General features: G+C 67.3%; 18 protein-coding genes. 8 read left to right on the forward strand and 10 right to left on the reverse strand.

All coding sequences use genetic code 11. The annotated features are described in order from the left end of the window. Positions 1-40 precede the first annotated feature (40 nt). Together ACE3Q6_RS05360 and ACE3Q6_RS05365 are read right to left on the reverse strand one after the other, a co-directional pair. Positions 41-1675, reverse strand: a complete 1635-nt coding sequence (locus ACE3Q6_RS05360; protein WP_374429429.1) for a CHASE domain-containing protein — start codon at positions 1673-1675, stop codon at positions 41-43. 15 nt (positions 1676-1690) lie between these two features. Next, positions 1691-2425 (reverse strand): Crp/Fnr family transcriptional regulator, encoded by a 735-nt coding sequence (locus ACE3Q6_RS05365; RefSeq protein ID WP_374429431.1) that lies wholly within the window; start codon positions 2423-2425, stop codon positions 1691-1693. 112 nt (positions 2426-2537) lie between these two features. Between ACE3Q6_RS05365 and ACE3Q6_RS05370 the strand changes: the two genes are divergently transcribed. The 5 genes from ACE3Q6_RS05370 (at position 2538) to ACE3Q6_RS05390 (ending at position 6858) form a co-directional block, all read left to right on the forward strand. After that, complete coding sequence (locus ACE3Q6_RS05370) at positions 2538-2861, forward strand: hypothetical protein (RefSeq protein WP_374429433.1); 324 nt, start codon at positions 2538-2540, stop codon at positions 2859-2861. A gap of 151 nt (positions 2862-3012) precedes the next feature. Continuing rightward, complete coding sequence (locus tag ACE3Q6_RS05375) at positions 3013-3879, forward strand: xanthine dehydrogenase family protein subunit M (RefSeq protein WP_374429435.1); 867 nt, start codon at positions 3013-3015, stop codon at positions 3877-3879. Then, positions 3876-4364 carry a (2Fe-2S)-binding protein gene (locus ACE3Q6_RS05380; protein WP_374429437.1) on the forward strand — a complete coding sequence of 163 codons (489 nt, stop codon included), beginning with the start codon at positions 3876-3878 and terminating at the stop codon, positions 4362-4364. Before ACE3Q6_RS05375 ends, ACE3Q6_RS05380 begins: the two co-directional genes overlap by 4 nt. Then, a complete protein-coding gene (locus tag ACE3Q6_RS05385) occupies positions 4364-6613 on the forward strand; it encodes a xanthine dehydrogenase family protein molybdopterin-binding subunit (RefSeq protein ID WP_374429443.1) in 2250 nt (749 codons plus the stop codon). Before ACE3Q6_RS05380 ends, ACE3Q6_RS05385 begins: the two co-directional genes overlap by 1 nt. Beyond that, complete coding sequence (locus ACE3Q6_RS05390) at positions 6613-6858, forward strand: MoaD/ThiS family protein (RefSeq protein ID WP_374429445.1); 246 nt, start codon at positions 6613-6615, stop codon at positions 6856-6858. Before ACE3Q6_RS05385 ends, ACE3Q6_RS05390 begins: the two co-directional genes overlap by 1 nt. On the opposite strand, the gene ACE3Q6_RS05395 is transcribed toward ACE3Q6_RS05390, so the two are convergent. Beyond that, the gene (locus ACE3Q6_RS05395; RefSeq protein ID WP_374429447.1) at positions 6855-7574 is read right to left on the reverse strand and encodes a GntR family transcriptional regulator; all 720 of its coding nucleotides are present in this window, start codon (positions 7572-7574) and stop codon (positions 6855-6857) included. The genes ACE3Q6_RS05390 and ACE3Q6_RS05395 overlap by 4 nt on opposite strands. Before the next feature lie 132 nt (positions 7575-7706). Here ACE3Q6_RS05395 and ACE3Q6_RS05400 point away from each other — a divergent pair, with 132 nt between their 5' ends. Genes ACE3Q6_RS05400 through ACE3Q6_RS05410 form a run of 3 tightly spaced genes read left to right on the forward strand, consistent with a single transcriptional unit; the run spans position 7707 to position 10844 of the window. Next, positions 7707-8591 carry a dihydrodipicolinate synthase family protein gene (locus ACE3Q6_RS05400; protein WP_374429449.1) on the forward strand — a complete coding sequence of 295 codons (885 nt, stop codon included), beginning with the start codon at positions 7707-7709 and terminating at the stop codon, positions 8589-8591. Beyond that, a complete protein-coding gene (locus ACE3Q6_RS05405; protein WP_374429451.1) occupies positions 8588-9820 on the forward strand; it encodes an NAD(P)/FAD-dependent oxidoreductase in 1233 nt (410 codons plus the stop codon). Before ACE3Q6_RS05400 ends, ACE3Q6_RS05405 begins: the two co-directional genes overlap by 4 nt. 10 nt (positions 9821-9830) lie before the next feature. Then, complete coding sequence (locus tag ACE3Q6_RS05410) at positions 9831-10844, forward strand: proline racemase family protein (protein ID WP_374429453.1); 1014 nt, start codon at positions 9831-9833, stop codon at positions 10842-10844. An 85-nt stretch (positions 10845-10929) separates the two neighbouring features. Here ACE3Q6_RS05410 and ACE3Q6_RS05415 read toward each other — a convergent pair whose 3' ends face one another. The 7 genes from ACE3Q6_RS05415 to ACE3Q6_RS05445 all read right to left on the reverse strand — a co-directional run bounded on the left by ACE3Q6_RS05415 (position 10930) and on the right by ACE3Q6_RS05445 (position 18975). Continuing rightward, the gene (locus ACE3Q6_RS05415) at positions 10930-11649 is read right to left on the reverse strand and encodes a FadR/GntR family transcriptional regulator (protein ID WP_374429455.1); all 720 of its coding nucleotides are present in this window, start codon (positions 11647-11649) and stop codon (positions 10930-10932) included. Between the two features lie 15 nt (positions 11650-11664). Further along, on the reverse strand, positions 11665-12624 hold the full coding sequence (gene yjfF / locus ACE3Q6_RS05420) for a galactofuranose ABC transporter, permease protein YjfF (RefSeq protein WP_374429457.1): 960 nt from the start codon (positions 12622-12624) through the stop codon (positions 11665-11667). After that, a complete protein-coding gene (locus ACE3Q6_RS05425) occupies positions 12621-13661 on the reverse strand; it encodes an ABC transporter permease (protein WP_374429459.1) in 1041 nt (346 codons plus the stop codon). The genes yjfF and ACE3Q6_RS05425 overlap by 4 nt, the downstream gene beginning before the upstream one ends. Next, positions 13658-15172 (reverse strand): sugar ABC transporter ATP-binding protein, encoded by a 1515-nt coding sequence (locus ACE3Q6_RS05430; protein WP_374429461.1) that lies wholly within the window; start codon positions 15170-15172, stop codon positions 13658-13660. Before ACE3Q6_RS05430 ends, ACE3Q6_RS05425 begins: the two co-directional genes overlap by 4 nt. A gap of 102 nt (positions 15173-15274) precedes the next feature. Next, on the reverse strand, positions 15275-16246 hold the full coding sequence (ytfQ, locus tag ACE3Q6_RS05435; protein ID WP_374429463.1) for a galactofuranose ABC transporter, galactofuranose-binding protein YtfQ: 972 nt from the start codon (positions 16244-16246) through the stop codon (positions 15275-15277). Positions 16247-16448: 202 nt separating this feature from the next. Next, positions 16449-17465, reverse strand: coding sequence for an aldose epimerase family protein (locus ACE3Q6_RS05440; protein WP_374429467.1), 1017 nt, complete (start codon positions 17463-17465; stop codon positions 16449-16451). Position 17466: 1 nt separating this feature from the next. Continuing rightward, entirely contained in the window at positions 17467-18975 is a 1509-nt protein-coding gene (locus tag ACE3Q6_RS05445) for an aldehyde dehydrogenase (NADP(+)) (protein WP_374429469.1), read from the reverse strand. Positions 18976-18987 lie beyond the last annotated feature (12 nt).

Raw genomic sequence — 18987 nt, forward strand, 5'->3', positions numbered from 1 at the left:
GGCCCGGCCCGCATCCACTCCGGTGGGTGCGGGCCACTTTCTAGGGAGTCGGGTTCAGCGCCGGTTCCACCGGGAACGACAGGCGGATCACCAACCCCTCGGGTCCGTATTCCCGCTGAATGTTCCCCCTCAGTTCGCCTTTCAGACTGGCATCGATCAGACGCGATCCAAAACCGGAGGTCCGGTTGTGCGGTTCGTGCGGCAGGTCGATACGCTCGGTCCAGACGAGGTCGAGCCAAGGAATGCCCATCTCGGGCCGCAGGGACCAGCGGATTTCCAGGCCCTGCCCACCCACGGAAAGCCCGCCGTATTTCATCGCGTTGGTGAAAAGTTCATGCACCACGAGCGCGAAGGCATGGGCCTGTCGTTCGTCCAGTCGGACCGATGGCCCATCGACCCGGTGCGCGACTTCGGTGGCATCCAGGCTTTGCTGCAGCTCCTTCATCAGGACGGACCGCAGATCGGCCTGTGCCACCGCATCACCGACCAGGATCTCCTGCACCGCCGACATGGCCTGCAGCCGCGCGTCGAAGTCGGTGGTGAAGGCCTTGACGTCCGTCGCCCCCCGCGCACTTTGCCGGGCGATCGACTGGATGCGGGCGATGTGGTTCTTGATGCGGTGCTTCATCTCTTGCAGGAGAAGCTCGCGGTAATCGGCCTCGCGGGCAGCGGCGGCGGCCACGGCGCGGGCCTGCACGGCCTCTTTCTGGCGCGCCACCACGGCGTAGGCGGCGGCGGCGGCGAAGAGAAAGCTCGTCAGGCCCAGAAGAAGGCTGTTCAGGTGCCAACCACGGCCCGAAGTCGCCGCGTCGGACCAGGTGTCGAAGGTCCATTTCCGACCGAAGACCACCAGATCGTGGCGATGGTGCCAGGGACGCTCACCCGCCTGGGCGCTGTCGTCGAAGAGCGGCAGGTCGGGTTGTTCCAAGTCGACGATGCGCATGACCACCGGCAAAGGCGGGCCCGCGGCCAGGGCCGCGCGGATCAGGTCCCCGCCCCGGAAGGGAGCGTAGACGAAGCCGTTCACCGGACGCGCCTCGGTGCCGGGTGGAGGGGTGCTGTCCTTGAATGGAAGATAGATCAGGAAGCCCGCCTGCTTTTCGCTGGTGATTTCCTGCACAAGGTGCACCGGCGCGGTCATCTGCGCCTCGCCGGTCAGCATGGCCAGTTCCATGGCCGCGCGGCGATGGGCTTCCGAATACATGTCGTATCCCAGGGCGGCGCGGTTGCGGTCGTTCTGCGGCTCGAGAAGGACGATGGGGGTCTGCCAGGGCTGGCCCGTCTCGGGATGGACCTCGACCCCAAGGCCGTAGTGCCGGCGCACTTCCTCTTCCGCCAGCGCGGTGTCGGTCCGCGCGATCATCCGGGCAAAGCCAATGCCCTGGACGCCCGCAAGCTCGTTCACGATGTCGACCGAGGACAGGAAGCGCAGGAATTCGTCCCGCAAGATGTGGCCACGGGTGGCAGAGAGAAGCCCACGCGCGGCGCGGAGCACGATGACATGCTGCTGCAGGCGGGACACCACGCGGTCGACGGCAAGTTCCGAGCTTCGTAGGAACTCGGCCTCCTGCCGCCGCTCGGCGCCGGAATAGACCGCGACGGTGACCGCGATTCCTGGCAGGAACGCCAGTACGAAGACAAGCTTCGGAAGCTGGGCGGACAGGAATTCCTTCAACGCCTGGCGCTTCGGTCAGAGGATCGGCCGCACATCTTCCTTCTCCATATCCATCAGCGCCAGCCGGGACAGTCCGGGATGATCCAGCATCTCCAGCCGCCGACCCGCGATTCTGACCAGCCCCTCTGCCCGAAGAGCGACGATGACCCGGCTGGTGTGCACCACCGACAGGCCCAGCGCGTCCGACAGGTCGTGCTGCCGGAAGGGAAACGGGACTGTACCGCCGTCCTCCATACCAAGTGCCACAAGCCGTCGCCAGATGCGCACCAATGCCCAGGCGATGCGTTGGGTTGCATCGCGCTGGCCAAGGGTCGCCACCGTCTCGCCCAGGAAATGCTCTTCGACGGCGGCAATCCAGGTCAGGTCATAGGCCCGCGGGGGATGACTGCGGAACAGGTCCCACACTCCGTTGCGGGGAAAGGTGCAAAGCACGGTGTCGGTCACCGCGGTCACCGTGTGGCGCGCTTCGCCCATGATCCCGGATTGCAGGCCGACCAGGTCGCCAGGAAAGACGAAGCTGATGACCTGGCGCTGCCCGCTTTCCAGCGTGACCGAACGGACCGCCAGCCCCGACAGCACCGTGTAGAGCGAGGCCGAGGGCTGTCCCTGGACCAGGATGTCGCCACCGGCGGGGACGAGTGTCTCGCCCCGCTTGAACTGGCGCTGGAACTGCAGCTCGTCCCCGGTCATCGGAACGAACAGCGGGCGGCAGCGCAACGGGCAGTCCAGGCAATCGGTGACGGCCGTCATCGTTGTCCTTCCGGATTCATCACAGGTTGATGCGGGTGGTGCGCTTTACCTTCATGGTGTCCGGCGGGCACGTCAACGAGGCAAAGGCAGGATATTGCAGAATCGATACTTCGTGATCGAACCCGACCCGATCATTGCGCAGGATCTGGCGCATGCTATCCAGGTGCATGACCCGGCGGCCGAGGTCCTGGTCTTCCCGTCACCGGACGCAGCCCTTGGCGAGCTTGCGCTGCGGCCGCCCAAGGCGGCGTTGATCCACTATGCGCCCCGGGGGTTCAGGCGGACTCCGGCGGGGATCGAACTGGACCGCCTGGCGGTTCCCTATGCCTTTCGCGGTATCGTCGAGGACGACGGCGATGGCGCGCCTGTGCTTGCTTCCCCGTTCAGCGAGAACTCGGTTGCTGACCTGCTGCGGCGGATGCTGGCCCAGGGCTAGGCCTTGGCCACCAGGATGTCGCTGGCGGCGCCCATCTGGTCGGCGACAGACCGAGGGCGTCGCAGACTGGGATTGCGGCGAGCGGCTGGCTGCAGCAAAGTCGGGATAATCGGCGACGACGAAACGCCTGTCCAAAGGTCAGGGAGACGACATGCGATATCATACACCCACCAGCTTTGCGGACGCTGCGGCGATAGCCGCCCAGGCCACGGGAACCCTGCGCTTTCTGGCGGGGGGGACGGATGTCCTGGTGCAGATGCGCGCGGGCATGGTTCAGCCGGATGACCTGATCGACCTCAAGCACATCCCGGGCGTGGACAAGATCGAACGGACGCCCGAGGGCGGCTGGCGGATCGGAGTCGCGGTGCCGGGGATCGTCCTTGGGAGCCATGCCGAGCTGGTGCGCGACTGGCCGGGCGTGGTCGAGGGGATGAACCTCGTCGGCTCGACCCAGGTGCAGGGCCGTGCGACCTTGGCGGGGAACCTGTGCAACGGCTCACCCGCCGCCGATTCGGTGCCGGGGCTGTTCGCGGCGGGGGCCGTGGTGACGGTCACGGGGCCGAACGGTTCTCGTGATATTCCGGTGGAGCAGGTTCCGGCCGGGCCGGGCAAGACCAATCTGGCGAAGGGCGAGGTGATTTCCTCGATCACCCTGCCGCCGCGCGGGAAGAACGGCGGGGATGCATACCTGCGGTTCATTCCGCGGACCGAGATGGACATTGCGGTCGTGGGCTGCGCGGTGAGCCTACGGCTGGATGGCGACAAGGTGGTGGAAGCCCGGGTGGCGCTGGGGGCGGTGGCTCCGACGGTGCTGCTGTCCGAGACCTGCGCCAAGGCGATCATCGGCACGACGCTGGACGATTCGGCCATGGCGGCGCTGGCCAAGGCGGCGGAAGGGGAAGCGAAGCCCATTTCGGACAAGCGCGGGACCAAGGAGTTCCGGATCGAAGTGGCGGGGGTATTGGCGCGGCGGGCGGCGAAGATCGCCTATGACCGGGCGAAAGGAATGACCAAATGAGCAAGATTCACGTCACCACCACCGTCAACGGCGACCCGGTCGAATTCCTCGCCGACCCGCGCGAGACGCTGCTGGATGCGCTGCGGAACCACCTGGACCTGACCGGCACCAAGGAAGGCTGCGGCACGGGCGACTGCGGGGCCTGTTCCGTGACCGTGGACGGGACGCTGGTCTGCTCCTGCCTGATGCTGGCCGCCGAGGCGAACGGGAAGCGGGTCGAGACCATCGAAGGCATGGCCAAGGAAGAGCTGCACCCCTTGCAGCGCAAGTTCATCGAACATGCGGCCCTGCAGTGCGGTTTCTGCACCCCCGGCATCCTGGTGGCCGCGAAGGCTTTGCTGGAGCGGAACCCGGACCCCACGGATACCGAGGTGCGCTACTGGCTGGCCGGGAACCTGTGCCGCTGCACGGGCTATGACAAGATCATCCGCGCCGTTCAGGACGCGGCGGCGGAGATGCGGCAGGAACATCGGGGGGCTGCGTGATGGCACGGGATGATGTGAAGACTGGATACAAGTACGTCGGCACCCGCCCCAACCGTCCCGACGGGCTGGACAAGGTGACGGGTCGCGCGCGCTATGGTGCGGACTTCTCGCTGCCCGGGATGCTTTGGGCCGCCGTTGTGCGTTCGCCCCACGCCCATGCACGGATCGTGAAGATCGACGCGTCGAAGGCGCTGGCGCTGGAGGGGGTGAAGGCCGTGGTGACTCGCGCCGACCTGCCGACGGGGCTGACGGGCGAGGACCTGAACCTGCAGGACAACACTCTGGCCGGGGAGAAGGCCCTTTACGACGGCCACGCGGTGGCGGCGGTGGCGGCGACCTCGCAGCTGCTGGCGCAGGACGCAGCGCGGCTGATCGAGGTGACCTATGAGGTCCTCCCGCATGTGACCGACGTCGATGCGGCGATGGCCCCCGGCGCTCCGGTGATCCGTCCCGGCGTGGCGGACTATTCGGTGCCGGAAGGCATGCACGGCAACGTGGCCCGCTACATGGAGTTCGGGCACGGCGACGTCGAGGCGGGCTTTGCCGCCGCCGACGTGGTGCGCGAGCACACCTACAAGACCGAGGCGACCCATCAGGGCTACATCGAACCCCATGCCGCCGTGGGCCAGCTGGGCGAGGACGGCCGGGGCGAGATGTGGGTCTGCACGCAAGGCCACTGGTACATCCGCCGGATGTCGGCGGCGGTCGTCGGGATCGAGGCGGCAAACCTGCGCGTCACCCCGTCCGAGATTGGCGGCGGCTTCGGCGGCAAGACCACGATCTTCATGGAGCCGCTGACGCTGGCCCTGTCGAAGAAGGCGGGCGGGCGGCCGGTGAAGCTGGTGATGTCGCGGTCCGAGGTGCTGCGGGCGACGGGGCCGACGGCCTCGGCCTCGATGGACGTGAAGATCGGGATGAAGAAGGACGGCACGATCACCGCCGGGCAGGTCTTCTTCCGGATGCAGGGCGGGGCCTTCCCCGGCATGTCCCCCATCGGTGAGGCGCTGCCTTGCGCCTTTGCCTGCTACGATATTCCTAACCTCAAGCACGAGGCGGTGGAGGTCATCGCCAACCGTCCCAAGGCCGCGGCCTACCGCGCTCCGGGTTCGCCGATGGCGGCCTTCGCTGTGGAAAGCATGGTCGACGAGCTGTGCCGTGAGCTGGGTCTCGACCCCATCGAGGTGCGGCTGAAGAACGGGGCGAAGAACGGGTCGAAGTCGTCCTACGGGCCGGTCTACAACGTGATCGGTCTGCAGGAAACTCTGGAGGCCGCGAAGGCTCACCCCAACTACGCGATCCCCTTGGGCAAGAACCAGGGCCGTGGCGTCGCCTCGGGCTTCTGGTTCAACCACGGCGGCGAGACCTCAGTCTCTCTGGCCATCGGTGAAGACGGCACGGCCACCGTGATGATCGGCACGCCCGACATCGGCGGCAGCCGCGCCTCCATCGGCCTGATGGTCGCCGAGACGCTGGGCATTCCGTATGAGGACGTGCGGGTGAACGTCGTGGAAACCGGGGCTCTTGGCGTCAACGAACCCACCCACGGCAGCCGCGCGACCTTTGCCAGCGGCAAGGCGGCGGTCGAGGCGGCGAACCAGGCGATCAAGGAGATGTGCAAGCGCGCAGCGGCGGAGTGGGAGATCGATGCCGAGGCGGTCGAATGGAAGGACGGCGCGGCGCATCCGGCTGGCCCGAACGCGGGCAAGTTCCCGCCCATGACCATCGGCGAGATCGGGTCCAAGATGGGCGGCTCGGGCGGGCCGATCTCGGGTCACCACGAGGTGACGGCGGGCGGCTATGGGGCGAGCTTCGGCACGCATGTCGTCGACGTCGAGGTGGACCCGGAGACGGGGCGGACCACGGTGCTGCGCTATCTGGTGGTGCAGGATGCGGGGACGGCGATCCATCCGGCTTACGTGGAAGGCCAGTATCAGGGCGGCGCGGCGCAGGGGATCGGCTGGGCGCTGAACGAGGAGTACGTCTACGGCCCCGACGGGCGGCTGCAGAACCCGGTCTTCCTCGACTACCGCATCCCCGTGGCCAGCGACCTGCCGATGATCGATACGGTGATCGTCGAGGTCCCGAACCCCGGCCACCCCTACGGCGTCCGCGGTGTGGGCGAGACGGGGATCACTCCGCCGCTGCCCGCCATCGCCTCGGCCATCGCGGGGGCCACGGGCGCGCGGATCCGCAGCCTGCCGTGTTCTCCGCCGAAGGTGCTGGCGGCGATCAAGGCGCTGAAAGGCTGATGGCGAAGGTCCATCTCTGGGCCAGCCTGCGGCGGTTCGCCGACGGGCAGGAGGTGGTGGAGGTGGACGCCGCGACCGTGGGACAGATGCTGGATGCGCTGGAAAAGGCGCATCCGGGTCTGGGACCCGCGATCAAGGCCGGGCTGTCGGTGGCGGTGGATGGCGAGGTCATCGCCAACAACCGCGCCGCGCCGGTGAAGCCGGACAGCGAGGTCTTCCTGCTGCAACGCCTGAAGGGCGGTTAGGCCGCCGGTCCGAGCGACACGATGGGCGCGTCGGTCAGGTAATTCTGCTTCATGTAGCTGATGAAGTTGTCGCGGAACTGGCGCGTGTGGGCATGGGCCAGCGCATCGGCCCGCGCCACGTCACGGTCGCGGATGGCGGCCAGCATCTCGTCATGCTCATCGGTCAGAAGGACCTCGCCGCCGCCCTGTTCGAGATAGTCGAAGTGCAGGTGCAGCATGCGGCGACCCTGGTTCAAAAGGCGTTCGTAGAAGGCCGCAAGATAGGGGTTCCGCCCAGCGTGCGCGATGGCCATGTGGAAATTCTTGTTCGCCTCGGACATCGCCAGATGCTCGCCCTTCGACACCGTGGCGACGAATTCCTTCTGCCGCCGGGCGATGGCCTTGAGGTCCAGATCAGTCCGCAACTCGGCCGCCAGCCGGGTGTTCATCCGCTGGGCGACATCCAGTGCCTCGACGTATTTCGGAAAGCTTTGCAGGTCGATGGGGGCCACCACGGTGGAGCGGTTCGACAACGTCACCACCAGATCGTCGCCCGCCAGCCGGATCAGCGCCTCGCGCACCGGGGACCGGGACATGCCGAACCTCTCCGCCAGTGACGTCTCGTCCAGCACTGCGCCGGGTTCGAGGTCCAGCGACAGGATCTCGTCCCGCAGGGTTTCGTAGGCGAATTTCACGCCTGTGCCCTTGACCCGTTTGGGTTCCGTCTCGTCACGCATGGCGGGCCTCCCCTCTGTATCGGAGGATACCGGAAGGACGGCAACAAGTCGACACGGTACATTCTGAGTTTGACATGTCGTCACTCTGTCGTCATGTTGCGCGGGAAAGTCCATGCCCGAAGGAGTTCCATGATGTTGAAGCTGTCCGGCGTCATGCCTGCGCTTGTCACCCCGTTCGATGCGAAGGGTCAGATCGACTTCAAGGCCTTCGAAAAGCACCTCGTGGCGCTGCGCGAGGCCGGGGTTTCCGGCTGGGTGCCCTGCGGGTCCTCGGGCGAATACAACCTGATGAGCGACGACGAACGCGACCAGGTGCTGCGGTTCGTGGCTGATTTCGCCAAGCCGGGCGAGACGCTGATCGCCGGGACCAACGCGCCCTCCACCGCAGGGGTGATCGCCAACACGAAGCGCGCCAAGGAGATGGGCTATCACGCAGTGCTGCTTGCGGTGCCGTTCTACACCAAGCCGACGCAGGCGGAAATCATCCGGCATTTCAACGCGGTGATCGACGCGACCGACATGAACATCGTCCTCTACTCCTACCCCGGCAAGGACGGGGTGGAGATCGAGTACGAGGCGCTGGACGCTCTGGCCGACAACCCGCGGATCATCGGGATCAAGGAAAGCTCGGGCGTGCTGCAGCGGGCCATCGGGATTTCGCAGCGCTATGCGGGGCGGATCCAGCTGGTCTCGGGGTCGGACGACATTGCCTGGGACTTCATGCACTGGGGCGCGGACAGCTGGATCTGCGGGCCGGCCAACTGCATGGCGAAGCCCGTGTGCGAGATGGATGCGGCCTTCCGCGCCGGCAACCATGCGCGGGCGAAAGAGATCATGCAGGCGGTCTGGCCCGCGATGAACGTGCTGGAATCGGGCAAGTTCGTGCAGAAGCTGAAATATGGCTGCGAGCTGCAGGGCAACCCCGTGGGCGAGTGCCGGATGCCGTTCGGCCCGCTGACCGACGCCGAGAAGGCCGAGTTTGCCGCCGCGATGCAGCCGATCCTGAACTGGAAATGACCACGGTCGTTATCGGCGCGGGCATCATCGGGACCGCCATCGCCCATGACCTGCAGAAGCGCGGCCGTCAGGTCGTGCTGCTGGACCGCGATGCGCCCGGCAAGGGGGCGTCCTTTGGCAACATGGCCTCGATCGCGGTGACCGAGTTCATGCCGGCCTCGCGCCCCTCGGTCTGGAAGCAGATCCCGGGCTGGATGCTCGACCCGGAAGGCCCGGTGCGGGTGCGGCCATCCCACATGCCGAAGCTGGTGCCGTGGTTCCTGCGGTTCATCGCAGCCTCGCGTCCTTCGAAGCTGCGCGAGCTGGAGGCGCAGGGGGCCGCACTGTGCAGCCGCGCCTTGGGGGACACGCTGGACCTTCTGCGGGAGACGGGGCTTGAGGACCAGATCAGCGACGAGGGCTGCCTGTCGCTTTACACCGACGAGGCGGAGTTCAAGGCGGATCGCGACCATATCGAGATCCTGGAGCGCTTCGGTTTCCCGCATGAGGTGATTGGACGGCAGGCGATCAAGGCTCTGGAGCCGGAGCTTTCGGACAAGATCGGGATGGCGGTCCTGTTCTCGCAGAACCGGTCGATGAAGGACCCCTACAAGCTTGTGCTCGCGCTGGCGGATCGGTTCCTGGGCCTTGGCGGGCGGATCGAACAGGGCGAGGTCGTGGGCTTCTCGCGTTCCGACGCGATGCGTGAGGTGATGCTGAAGGACGGGCGTCGGCTTGCCGCAGACGAGGTGGTGATCTGCGCCGGGGCCTACTCGGCCAAGTTGGCGAAGGATTTGGGTGAGCCGATCCCGCTGGAGACGGAGCGGGGCTATCACACCCAGATCATGGCGCCGGGCATCTCGATGAAGCACTCGATCATCTGGCCAGCGAAGGCGTTCATGGTGACGCCGACGGCGGGGGGCATCCGGGTTGGCGGGACCGTGGAGATGGCGGGGCTGGACGCCGCGCCGGACTATCGGCGGTCGAAGGTGACGGTTAAGCGCGCGCGGGAAGCTTTGCCGAACCTGCGCTGCGAGGACTTCACCGAATGGATGGGCCACCGCCCAGCGCTGCCGGATACCGTGCCGATCCTGTCGGCCAGCGCCCGGACGAAGGGGCTGTTCTATGCCACCGGCCACGGGCATCTTGGCCTGACCTATGCCGCCACCACGGCCCGGCTGATGGGAGAGCTGATCACGGGGGCGAAGCCGTCGGTCGATCTGCATCCCTACCGGGTCAACCGCTTCTGAGGAGACCGCGATGCGCTGGAGCCGGACGATACAGACGGTGGATGTCCATTGCGAGGGCGAGATCGGGCGGGTCATCACCGGGGGGGTGCTGAACGTCCCCGGGGCGACGATGGCCGAGAAGCTGCACCACCTGAACTCGGTCGATGACGGGTTGCGGCGGTGGCTGTGCTCGGAGCCGCGGTCGGGCCCGGCGGGCTCGTTTTGCCTGCTGACCCCGGCGTGTGATCCGCGGGCGGATGTCGGGTTCATCGTCCTGCAGCCGGACCAGGCGCACGCGATGTCCGGGTCGAACGCGATCTGCGCGACGACGGCTCTGCTCGAGACCGGGATGGTCCCGATGGTCGAGCCGGTGAGCCGGGTCACGCTGGACACGGCCGCAGGGCTGGTGGTGGCGACGGCGGACTGCAAGGACGGGAAGGTCGTGCGGGTCACGCTGGACATGCCGCCCGCGTTCCTCGCGAAGCGGGGGGTGATCGAGACGGAGGAGTGGGGGGCGGTGGAGTACGACCTCTGCTTCGGCGGGGTCTTCTACGCGCTGGTCGACGTCGATCAGGTGGGCCTGACCATCGTGCCGGAGAAGGCGCGGGAGCTGGCGGTGACGGGGGTGGAGCTGCGCGCCCGGATCGCCGAGGTTGAGCCTGCCCTGCATCCGACGACACCTGCCTTGAACGGGCTCTCCTACGTGATGTTCCGGTCGGCGGAGCCCGACGGGGCGGTGCGGACCTGCACGACCCTGCGGCCGGGGCGGGTAGATCGGTCGCCCTGCGGGACGGGGTCGAATTCCAACATGGCGGCCCGGTTCGCGCGGGGGTTGGTCAAGGTGGGGGACCGGGTCGTGTCACGGTCGACCATCGGGGGGGAGTTCGTGACGGAGCTGGTCGAGGAGACCGAGGTCGGCCCCTACAAGGCGGTGCGGAACCGGGTTTCGGGGCGGGGGTGGATCTACGGGATCAGCCAGATCGGGCTGGACCCGTCGGACCCGTTTCCCGCCGGATTCCGGCTTTCGGATACTTGGGGCGGGTAAAGTGTCCACGGTGGACAGACCGGTATTTTCCCTTTGGAATCATCGACATCCTCATTTCCGTTAAGGATTCCGAAAGGTTTGCCGATCAGCGGGTAAGGGCGGTCATCTGGGCCGCTGCCGCGTCGGCGTCGCCGCGTTCGATGGCGCGGATCAGGGCTTCGTAGGCGGGGGCCTGGGGGTCCGCGAGGCCCTCGGGCGGGGCGGTGAGATCGTCGTTCAGGCGGGCGCGGACAGAGACGGCCACGCCGAATTCCATGACGGCAGAGGCGGCGCGGAGGAAGGGGTTGCCGGAAGCCTCGGCCACGACGCGGTGGATCTCGAACTCGGCCATCGCGAAGGGCTCGGGCTGGTGGGACATCACCGCGCGCTGGTTGAGCCAGTAGTTGAGGAGGCGGACGTGCTCGGCCTCGCGGTGCTGGGCGGCGAGCCGCGCCGCCTGCACCTCGAGGCTTTCGCGGATGGTCTGGAAGGAGGCGAGGAAAGCAGGGGACGGGCCGCTTTCCAGCTTCCACGCCAAAATCTGGCGGTCGAAGAGGTTCCAGCGCGACTGCGGCAGGACTCGGGTGCCGACCTTGGCGCGGGCTTCGACGAGGCCCTTGGCTTCCAGCGTCTTCAGCGCCTCGCGCAGGACGGTTCTCGACACACCGAAGCGGTCCATCATCTCGGCGTCGCCGGGCAGGCTTGAGCCGACGGGCATGTCGCCGGAGACGATGGCCCGGCCGACCTCGTTGATCACGTAGGAATGGTAGTTCCGCGCCGCTGGCCGCCCGGAGAGCGTTCGGATCAGGCTCCCGGGTTCGCTCATGTCACTCCACGGCCCTTAGGTTCGGCGCGGCCCGGCCCGGAAGACCAGCCGTTGCAGCAGGATGAACATAAACAAAAGCACGCCGACGACAATCTTGGTCCACCAGCTGGAAAGGGTTCCGTCGAAGACGATGTAGGTTTGCACCAATCCCTGCAGCATGACGCCGATGAAGGTCCCCGCGACGAAGCCATAGCCGCCGGTGAGGAGCGTCCCACCGATGACGACGGCGGCGATGGCGTCTAGTTCGACGCCGAGAGCATTCAGGGAGTAGCCGGCGGAGGTGTAGAGCGAGAAGACCACCCCGGCGAGACCGGCGAGGAAGCCCGAGAGCGCGTAGATTGAGATGGTGGTGCGGGCCACGGGGACGCCCATGAGGGCGGCGGAGGTCTCGGACCCGCCGAGGGCGTAGACGTTGGAGCCGAAGCGGGTGCGGTGGGCGAGGAGGATCGCGCAGGCGAAGACGACCAACATGATGATGCCCACGACGGTCAGGCGGCCGCCGCCCGGCAGGAGGATGTAGCTTTTCTGGACGGCGGTGAAGAAGGGGTGCTCGATCCCGATGCTATCGGGGGAGAGGACCGAAGCACCCCCCCTTGCAAGGAACATCCCTGCAAGAGTGACGATGAAGCTGGGGACTTTCAGGTAATGGATCGCGGCCCCCATGATCGCGCCGAAGGCGGTGGCGACAGTTAGCGCGATGGCGAAGGCGATCAGCGGGTGGAGGTTCAGCCACATGATCAGGACGGCGACGAGGACGGTGGTGAAGCCGATCACCGCACCGACGCTGAGGTCGATGCCACCCGAGAGGATCACGAAGGTCATGCCCACGGCGGCGATGCCGAGGAAGGCGTTGTCGGTCAGGAAGTTGCCGAGGACTCGGGTGGAGAGCATCGCCGGTTGCTGCGACACGGCCAGTGCGTAGGCGAAGAGAAAGATCAGGGTCGTCGCCAGAAGCGGGCGCAGGCTGCGGGTCATTTCGGGGCTCCGGGCAGGCGTCGGACCAGGCGGGCCGAGAGGGGCGATTGCAGGACGAGGATCACGATGATCACCGCCGATTTGACCACGAGGTTGAATTCCGGCGAGAAGCCCGAGATCAGGATGCCGGTGTTCATCGCCTGGATGATCATCGCGCCAAGGACCGCCATCGGGATCGAGAAGCGCCCGCCCATGAGGGAGGTGCCGCCGATGACGACAGCGAGGATGGCGTCGAGCTCCAGCCAGAGACCGGCGTTGTTGGCGTCTGCGCCGCGAATGTCGCCCGCGACGATCAGGCCGGAGACGGCGGCGCAGAAGCCAGCGAAGGTGTAGACGATCAGGAGGAGCGTTCCGGCCTTGAGGCCCGCGAAACGGGCGGCGGAGCGGTTGACGCCCACCGCCTCGATCAGAAGGCCGAGGGCGGTGCGGCGGACAATCAGGGTGGCGAGGATCATTAGGACCAGGGCGATGACCACGGGCATCGGGAGGCCGAGGAAGCTGCCGGTGCCGATGAAGATCAGAAGCGGGTCGGAGAAGGTGACGATGGTCCCTTCGGTTATCAGCTGGGCGAGGCCCCGGCCCGCGACCATCAGGACCAGGGTGGCGATGATCGGCTGGATTTCCAGCACGGTGACGAGGATGCCGTTCCAGAGGCCACAGAGGAGACCCACGCCGAGGGCCGCCAGGACGGCGGTAGGGGCAGGGGTGCCGGAGGTGACGAGGGTGGCGGCGGTGGCGCCCGCGATCGCCATCACGGCGCCGACGGAGAGGTCCACGCCCTTGGTCGCGATGACCATCGTCATGCCGATGGCCAGGATGGCGACGGGGGCGCCGCGGTTCAGCACGTCGATCAGGCTGCCGAAGAAGCGACCGTCCTGCCAGGTGATGGTGAAGAAGCCGGGGAAGAGGATCCAGTTGACCAGAAGCACGGCGGCAAGCGCGATGACCTGGGGTTTGGTCAGGAAGCTGGTGATCGGGCGCGCCCTCGGCAGGGGCGGCTGGGTCGTGGGGCGCAGGTCGACGGTGGGGCGGGTCACGGGCGGGCCTCTTGCGGTGTTCCGGCGATGGCCTGGACGATGGCGTCGGGGGCGATGGAGTCTCCGTCAAGCTCGGCCACCATCTCGCGGTCGCGCATGACGACGATGCGGTTGGAATAGGCGACGACCTCGTCCAGCTCGGAGGAGATGACGAAGAGGGCGAGGCCTTCCTCGCGCAGGCGGTTGATGGTGCGGACGATTTCGGCGTGGGCGCCGACGTCGATGCCGCGGGTGGGTTCGTCGAGGATGAGGAAGGTCGGATCGATGGCGAGCCAGCGGGCGAGGATGACCTTCTGCTGGTTGCCGCCGGAGAGGAGCTTGACCGGCATGTCATGGTCGGCGGCGCGGATGTCGAGCGCCTCGGCGTAGCGGCCCGCCAGTTCCACCTGGTCCTCGCGGTTCAGGGCCTTGAACCAGCCAAGCTTGGCTTGCAGGGCGATGATGATGTTTTCGCGGACGGAGAGGTCGCCGAAGATGCCGTCGAGCTTGCGATCCTCGGGGCAGAAGCCGAAACCGGCGGCGACGGCCTGGGCGGGGTTGCGGATGGTGATGGGGGTGCCGTCGACGGTGATCTGGCCGGTTTCCGAGCCGTCGACGCCGAACATCAGGCGGGCGACCTCGGTGCGGCCCGAGCCGAGGAGGCCCGCGACGCCGACGACCTCGCCTTCGTGGACGGAGAGGTCGAAGGGGGCCATGCCCTTGCGGCCGATGCCCTGGAACTGGACGCGGACGGCGCCTTTCGAGCTTCCGGCGAGGGCAGTGGGGTGGTGGTCGAAGGCCACGTCCTTGCCCAGCATCATGCGGACGACGTCGGTGGTGTTGAGGGTGTTCAGCGGCTGGCTGGCGACCTTCTTGCCGTTGCGCAGGATCGTCACGCGGTCGGCAAGGTCGAAGACCTGGTCGAGGAAGTGGGTGATGAAGATGATCGCAAGGCCCTTGGCCTTGAGGGTGCGGACCACGTCGAACAGGCGCTGCACCTCGTTGCGGTCGAGGCTGGCGGTGGGTTCGTCCAGGACGAGCACCTTGCCAGAGAGCTCGACGGCTCGGGCGATGGCGACAATCTGCTGGACGGCGACGGAGTATTCGGAGAGCTCGGCGCGGACGTCGATGTCGAGGCCGTAGCGGGAGAGGAGGTCCTTCGCGGCGGCGTCGATGCGCTTGCGGTCGACCATGCCCCAGCGGGTGGGCTGGCGGCCGAGGAAGAGGTTCTCGGCGACCGAGCGGTTGGGGAGGAGGTTGACCTCCTGGTAGACGGTACCGATGCCGTAGGTCTGGCCGTGCAGGGGGTCGCGGAGCGTGATGGGCTGGCCGTCGAGGAGAAGCTCGCCGCCGTCGGGCTGGTAGGCGCCGGTCAGGATCTTGATCAGCGTCGATTTCCCCGCGCCGTTTTCGCCGAGAAGGGCGTGGACCTCGCCGGCGTTGGCGGTGAAGTCGACGGTATCAAGCGCCCGGTGCTGGCCGAAGATCTTGACGATCCCCCGCGCCTCGAGGACTGGTTTTGGGTCTGTCATCATCGTCCCTCCCCCGCAAACTGTCCGCCGAACGGGCGGATAAAGCAATTCCGCCGGGCGAAGCCCCTCAGACTTCGCCCGGCGGCGCCTTGGCGAGGAAACCTAGTAGCCAAGGCCTTTGCGGCGGTCGTATTCGCCCTGCGGGTCATCCGCCGGCGTGTACAGTTTCGACTCGGTGATGATGAACTTCGGCGGCTCGGTGCCCGCATCCCAGTAGGCCTGGAGCGCGTCGAAGGCCGGGCCGGCCATGTTGGGGGTCAGCTCCACCGTGGCGTTGGCTTCACCGGCGACCATCGCGGCGAAGATGTCCGGCACGGCGTCGATCGACACGACGAGGATGTCGGAGCCCGGCTTCAGGCCCGCGTCCTTGATCGCCTGGATGGCGCCGACGGCCATGTCGTCGTTGTGGGCGTAGACCGCGCAGATGTTCTTGCCGCCGTCTTCGGCCTTGATGAAACCTTCCATCACTTCCTTGCCCTTGGACCGGGTGAAGTCGCCGGTCTGGCTGCGGGTGATGGTCAGGTTGGCCTTGCCGGCGATGGCTTCCTCGAAGCCCTGCTTGCGGTTGATCGCGGGCGAGGAGCCGACGGTGCCCTGCAGCTCGACGATGTTGCACTGCTTGTCGCCCACGGTGCCGACGAGCCATTCCCCGGCGACGCGGCCTTCCTTCACCTGGTCGGAGGCGACGGAAGTCAGGTAGAGGTCTTCCGGGCCTTCGATGCCACGGTCAAGGAGCACGACGGGAATGTTCGCTTCCTTGGCTTCGGTCAGAACCTCTTCCCAGCCGGTGGCGACGACGGGGGCCACGAGGATCGCATCGACCCCTTGCGCGATGAAGCCGCGGATCGCCTTGATCTGGTTTTCCTGCTTCTGCTGTGCATCCGCGAACTTGAGGTCGATGCCACGGGCCTCGGCCTCGGCCTTGGTCACGCTGGTCTCGGCGGCACGCCAGCCAGATTCGGAGCCGATCTGCGAGAAGCCGATGACCTTGCCCTGCAGGCCTTCGGCGTAGGCGGTCGAAAGCAACAAGCCAGCCAGTCCCGCGCCAAGCGCGAGAGTCTTGATAACACTCATGATTTCCCTCCCAGTGGAAACTTTGGCCACTCTCCTCGGGTGGCTGGGATGACGGTAGCAAAAGTAATACTATATGCAAGAACTCTGTTCACGGGGCCGTGTGCGGGATGCTGCGGCTGCGTGGGCGGGTGGCGGAAGAGCTGTCCTTTCAGCGGGTTCGTGGCAGAGGATTGACGCTGCAGCGCGGCAAGAACGGGCGCTCTCAGTCCGGGGTAAAGTCGAAGCGCATCACGTGGCGGTAGGTCTGACCGGGATCGAGGCGGGCAGACGGGAACTGCGGACGGTTTGGCGAATCAGGGAAGCGCTGGGTTTCCGCCGCGAAACCGGCGAAGCGGGGATAGTGCGCGCCGCCCTTTCCTGGTGTCCGGTCGAAGTGCGCGCCGGTATAGAGCTGGACGCCGGGTTCGGTGGTGGAAAGCCGCATCCGCCGGCCCGAGGCCGGATCGACCGCCTGAAGGCAGCGGCGCAGGCCGTTCTGGCCGACCGGACCGAAGAGGCAAAGGTTGTGGTCAAAGCCTCCTTCGCCCGGCATGTCCTGCCCGATGGTCCGTAGTGCGCGAAAATCGAAGGGCGTGCCGGTGACGGACAGGACCTCGCCCGTCGGGATCAGCCGGTCGTCCACCGGGACGTAGAACCCGGCTTCGACCTGCAGCTTTTGGCCGAGGATGTCGCCCGCCCCCTGGCCGGCCAGGTTGAAGTAGGCGTGGTTCACCAGGTTCACGACGGTGGGCGCGTCGGTGGTCGCCTCCATCTCGATCACCAGGCCGTCGTCGATCCGATAGGTCGTGCGGGCGGACAGGGTGCCGGGGTAGCCCATCTCTCCGTCCGGGGAAGTGGTGGTGAAGGTGACGTGGGTGCTGGAGTGGCTTTCGATCTCCCAGATCTTGAGGTCAAAGCCGTGCCCGCCGCCGTGCAGGTGCTGGGCGGCCTCGTTCTGGTCCAGTTGCACGACGCGTCCGTCCAGGGTGAAGCGTCCCCCGGCGATGCGGTTGCCATAGCGGCCGCACGTCGCACCGACATAGGTGCCGTGGGTCTGCCAATCGTCCAGGCTGTCGTGGCCCAGCACGATGTCCGCCAGGGACCCCCAACGGTCGGGGACCCAAAGCTCGGCCAGGCGCGCGCCCCAGGTGAGGAGTTTCAGGCGGAGGCCTTCGCCTTCCAGGGTGATGGCCTGAACTTCGTGGCCACCGGTGTGGCCGATGGGGGTTGGGGTGGACATCTCAGTTGGCCCAGTCCTGAGGGAGAAGCGCGTCGGGCATGTTCTGGTAGGCGACGGGGCGGAGCCAGCGGCGGATGGACATGGTGCCCACGGAGGTCGCGCCGAAGTTGGTGGAGGCCGGATAGGGGCCGCCGTGGACCTGGGCGTCGACGACTTCGACTCCGGTGGGGAAGCCGTTGGCGAGGACGCGACCGGCTTTCCGTTCCAGGACGGGCATCAGGGCTTTCGCGAGGTCCAGGTCGGCGTCGTCGAGGTGGAGGGTGCAGGTGAGCTGGCCTTGCAGGCTGCGGGCGATGTCCTGCATTTCCGCCGCGTGGCGGACGCGGACGACGAGGCCGAGGGGGCCGAACACTTCCTCGGCCAGGGCGTGGTTGGACAGCCAGTCGTGGCCGGAAACCTCGAAGAGGTAGGGAGTGGCGTTGCGCAGGTCGCAGGTGGTGGTGAGGACGGAGCGGACCCCGGCGCCTTGGGCCACGCGGTCGCGGCCCTGGCGGTAGGCCTCGGCGATGCCGTCGGTGAGCATGGTCTGCGGGCCGACGGCGGCGACGGCGGTCTTGGCAGTTTCGACGAAGCGGTCGGCTTCGGGGCCGTCGATGACCACTGCGATGCCGGGGTTGGTGCAGAACTGGCCCGCGCCGAGGGTGAGGGACCCGGCCCAGCCCTTGGCGATCGCCTCACCGCGGGCGGCGAGGGCCGCGGGGAGGAGGAACATCGGGTTCACGGAGCCGAGTTCGCCGAAGAAGGGGATGGGCTCGGGGCGGGCGGCGCAGAGGTTGAAGAGCGCGCGGCCCCCGGCGAGGGAGCCGGTGAAGCCGACGGCCTTGATGTGGGGGTGCTGGACGAGCGCCTCGCCCACGTCGCGCTTGCCGCCCTGGATCAGGGAGAAGGTGCCTGCGGGCATGCCGGTGGCCTTGATGGCGGCGTCGATGGCCTGGGCGACGATTTCGGCGGTGCCGGGGTGGGCGGAGTGGCCCTTGACGACGACCGGGCAACCGGCAGCGAGGGCGGAAGCGGTGTCGCCCCCGGCGGTGGAGAAGGCGAGGGGGAAGTTCGAGGCGCCGAAGACGGCGACGGGGCCGATGGGGCGCTGGATGAGCTTGAGGTCCGGGCGCGGGGCGGGCTGGCGGTCGGGCAGGGCGGCGTCGTGGCGGCGGTCGAGCCAGTCGTCCTTGAGGATGTGGGTGGCGAAGAGGCGGAGCTGCATGGTGGTGCGGCCGCGTTCGCCCTCCAGCCGCGCGGCGGGGAGGCCGGTTTCCTGGGTGCCAATCTCGGTGATCTCGGGTCCGCGCGCCTCGATCTCGTCGGCGATGCGGTTCAGGAAGGCGGCGCGTTCGACGCGGGTCTTGGCGGCGTAGGCGGGGAAGGCGGCTTCGGAGGCGTCACAGGCTTTGGCGACATGGGTGGGGGTGCCGACGGAGAACTGGTGCGAGGGGCCGTGGGCGGGGGAGGAGGCGAAAGTCTGGTCGTTCCCGATCCAGTCGCCCGCGATCAGGTGTTTTCCGGTCAGCATCTGGTGTCTCCT

The organism is Tabrizicola sp., from assembly GCF_041913445.1.
GTDB lineage: Bacteria > Pseudomonadota > Alphaproteobacteria > Rhodobacterales > Rhodobacteraceae > Tabrizicola.

What these genes read in the sequence shown, in the direction of transcription:
- ACE3Q6_RS05365 (WP_374429431.1), bottom strand. Translation starts at nt 2,425, where the DNA reads ATGACGGCCGTCACCGATTGCCTGGACTGCCCGTTGCGCTGCCGCCCG.
- ACE3Q6_RS05415 (WP_374429455.1), bottom strand. Translation starts at nt 11,649, where the DNA reads ATGAGCGAACCCGGGAGCCTGATCCGAACGCTCTCCGGGCGGCCAGCG.
- ACE3Q6_RS05385 (WP_374429443.1), top strand. Translation starts at nt 4,364, where the DNA reads ATGGCACGGGATGATGTGAAGACTGGATACAAGTACGTCGGCACCCGC.
- ACE3Q6_RS05395 (WP_374429447.1), bottom strand. Translation starts at nt 7,574, where the DNA reads ATGCGTGACGAGACGGAACCCAAACGGGTCAAGGGCACAGGCGTGAAA.
- ACE3Q6_RS05400 (WP_374429449.1), top strand. Translation starts at nt 7,707, where the DNA reads ATGTTGAAGCTGTCCGGCGTCATGCCTGCGCTTGTCACCCCGTTCGAT.
- ACE3Q6_RS05380 (WP_374429437.1), top strand. Translation starts at nt 3,876, where the DNA reads ATGAGCAAGATTCACGTCACCACCACCGTCAACGGCGACCCGGTCGAA.
- yjfF (WP_374429457.1), bottom strand. Translation starts at nt 12,624, where the DNA reads ATGACCCGCAGCCTGCGCCCGCTTCTGGCGACGACCCTGATCTTTCTC.
- ACE3Q6_RS05440 (WP_374429467.1), bottom strand. Translation starts at nt 17,465, where the DNA reads ATGTCCACCCCAACCCCCATCGGCCACACCGGTGGCCACGAAGTTCAG.
- ACE3Q6_RS05430 (WP_374429461.1), bottom strand. Translation starts at nt 15,172, where the DNA reads ATGACAGACCCAAAACCAGTCCTCGAGGCGCGGGGGATCGTCAAGATC.
- ACE3Q6_RS05375 (WP_374429435.1), top strand. Translation starts at nt 3,013, where the DNA reads ATGCGATATCATACACCCACCAGCTTTGCGGACGCTGCGGCGATAGCC.
- ytfQ (WP_374429463.1), bottom strand. Translation starts at nt 16,246, where the DNA reads ATGAGTGTTATCAAGACTCTCGCGCTTGGCGCGGGACTGGCTGGCTTG.
- ACE3Q6_RS05390 (WP_374429445.1), top strand. Translation starts at nt 6,613, where the DNA reads ATGGCGAAGGTCCATCTCTGGGCCAGCCTGCGGCGGTTCGCCGACGGG.
- ACE3Q6_RS05410 (WP_374429453.1), top strand. Translation starts at nt 9,831, where the DNA reads ATGCGCTGGAGCCGGACGATACAGACGGTGGATGTCCATTGCGAGGGC.
- ACE3Q6_RS05445 (WP_374429469.1), bottom strand. Translation starts at nt 18,975, where the DNA reads ATGCTGACCGGAAAACACCTGATCGCGGGCGACTGGATCGGGAACGAC.
- ACE3Q6_RS05405 (WP_374429451.1), top strand. Translation starts at nt 8,588, where the DNA reads ATGACCACGGTCGTTATCGGCGCGGGCATCATCGGGACCGCCATCGCC.